This window comes from Streptomyces sp. NPDC055078, assembly GCF_053607985.1.
This window is the reverse complement of sequence record NZ_JBSGUP010001030.1, coordinates 1-1,799: the sequence shown is the minus strand read 5'-3', so window position 1 is coordinate 1,799 and position 1,799 is coordinate 1. Positions and strand designations below refer to the sequence as shown.

At 75.7% G+C, this 1,799-nt stretch carries 2 protein-coding genes; one reads left to right on the top strand and one right to left on the bottom strand.

Annotation, left to right across the window (positions count from 1 at the left end):
* Positions 1-139 precede the first annotated feature (139 nt).
* Positions 140-757 carry a TetR/AcrR family transcriptional regulator gene (locus ACWF94_RS39820; RefSeq protein WP_453500074.1) on the bottom strand — a complete coding sequence of 206 codons (618 nt, stop codon included), beginning with the start codon at positions 755-757 and terminating at the stop codon, positions 140-142.
* Between the two features lie 276 nt (positions 758-1,033).
* Here ACWF94_RS39820 and ACWF94_RS39815 point away from each other — a divergent pair, with 276 nt between their 5' ends.
* Complete coding sequence (locus ACWF94_RS39815; RefSeq protein ID WP_453500072.1) at positions 1,034-1,660, top strand: SAV_6107 family HEPN domain-containing protein; 627 nt, start codon at positions 1,034-1,036, stop codon at positions 1,658-1,660.
* The last annotated feature ends 139 nt before the right edge of the window (positions 1,661-1,799 follow it).

Here is a 1,799-nt window from a genome sequence, read left to right as displayed (position 1 = left end):
CTCCGTGCCCCCCCGCCCCCGGGGCCCCGCGTGCCCCGCGTCTCCGCGCGCGCCCGGGTCCCTGCGCGCCCCGCCTGCCCTGCGTGCCCTGGGTCTCCGCGCGCCGGGCTTCACTCCCCGCGTACCGGGCCGTTGCGCCTCAGCGCCCGCTCACCCGCCCGTGCAGCAGCCGTGAGAGCGCCGAGTGCACCTCGTCGAGAGACCGCTCCCGCTGGAACGACTGCCAGTCGAGCGCCGCCACCAGGACCATGCCGACCAGCGCCGCCGCGGTGAGCGGAATGTCGATCTCCTCGCTCAGCTCGCCGTTTCCGACGGCATCGCGCAGCACCGACTCCACGACGGCCAGCGCCTGTCGGCGCACCACCAGCAGGGTTGACTGCCAGGCCCGGTTGGTGCGCCACAGCTCGGCCACGTAGAGCTGGGTGAAGGCCGGGTAGCGGTCGATGAAGACGAGGCCGGCCCGGATCATCGCGTCCAGCGCCTCGACCTTGGTGCCGCCGCGCTCCGCCGTCTCGTCGGCGGCGGACTGGAGTGAGGCGGTGAGCAGGCCGACGCCGTACCGCAGCAACTCCTCGAACAGCTCGGTCTTGCTCTTGAAGTTGTAGTAGACCGTGCCCTTGGCCACTCCGGCCCGCTCGGCGATCTCGTCCACCGTGGTCGCGGAGAACCCCTGCTCGGCGATGAGTGTCACGGCGGCCTCGTAGAGCTTCGCCCGGGTCGCCCGGCGTCTGGTGCTGCTGCTGGCAGTCGCGTCCATGGGGCCGATTCTCACAGGTCCCACCGGCTCACCACGGCCTCGCAGCGCCAGGCCCGGGGTGCGGCCGGTCCGGTGTCCGCGCCGGGCGTGCTGCGACAAGTCCCGCCCGGCCCGCGCCGCCTCCCCCCGGGCCCGGGGCCAGGGGGGCGCCTCCGGACGTGCTTCATCGCACAGGTGTCTGAGGTGAAAGCCCTGGTCAGGGCCGATTGTCAGTGGGTCCCCTCACGATGGACACATACGGCCACAGTGCCGTCACACGACGACAGGAGGTTCGTCATGGCCAGCTTCCACGCGGCAGCCGCGCACCGGCGCCGTGCCACCGGCCCTGTCCCCTCACTGACCACCGGGCCCGCGAGCGATGTGCACCCCGTCCTGCGGCGTGCCTCGGCGCCACCCGCCGCTCTCGACCTCCTCGCCCAGGCGCGTTCGGGGCTGGACGAGGCCGCCACGCTCGAAACGCCCAACGAACGGTACGCCACCGCCCATCTGGCCGCCCTGCGCACCGCCGCCGCGGTGCTCGCCGCCCGTGGCTACCCCGACAGTCCGCCGCCCCCGGCCCGCCGGGGACAGGGCACCCCGGCGCGGCGCGGGCGGCGTGCGCCGATCCGCAGCGCCTGGGAGCTGCTCCCCGAGATGGCTCCCGAACTGTCCGAGTGGAGCGCCCTCTTCGCCTCGGGTGCCCCTCGCCGGGCGCGCGCGGTGGCCGGCATACCGGGCGCGGCGAGCAGCCGCGATGCCGAGGATCTGCTGCGCGACGCGGCGATGTTCCTGCGGCTGGTCGAGCGGATGCTCGTGCTCCAGCCCGTGCTGCCCCAGCCGCGCGAGGAGCCGCCGGACCGTCCCGTGCGGCCGGATGGCCCCGAGCCGCCCGCGCGGGACGAACAGGGGGACGCCGTGGGGTAGCCCCGGGTGCCCCTTCCCGCGCGGGGCCGGGCGGAGGGTTCCCCCGGACGTCGGCGGCCAAGGCCGGGTGCCCCTTCCCGCGCGGGGCCGGGCCCGGGGGGACCCGGCCGGCGGTCCTGGGGTCCGGTCCCGGGGCCGG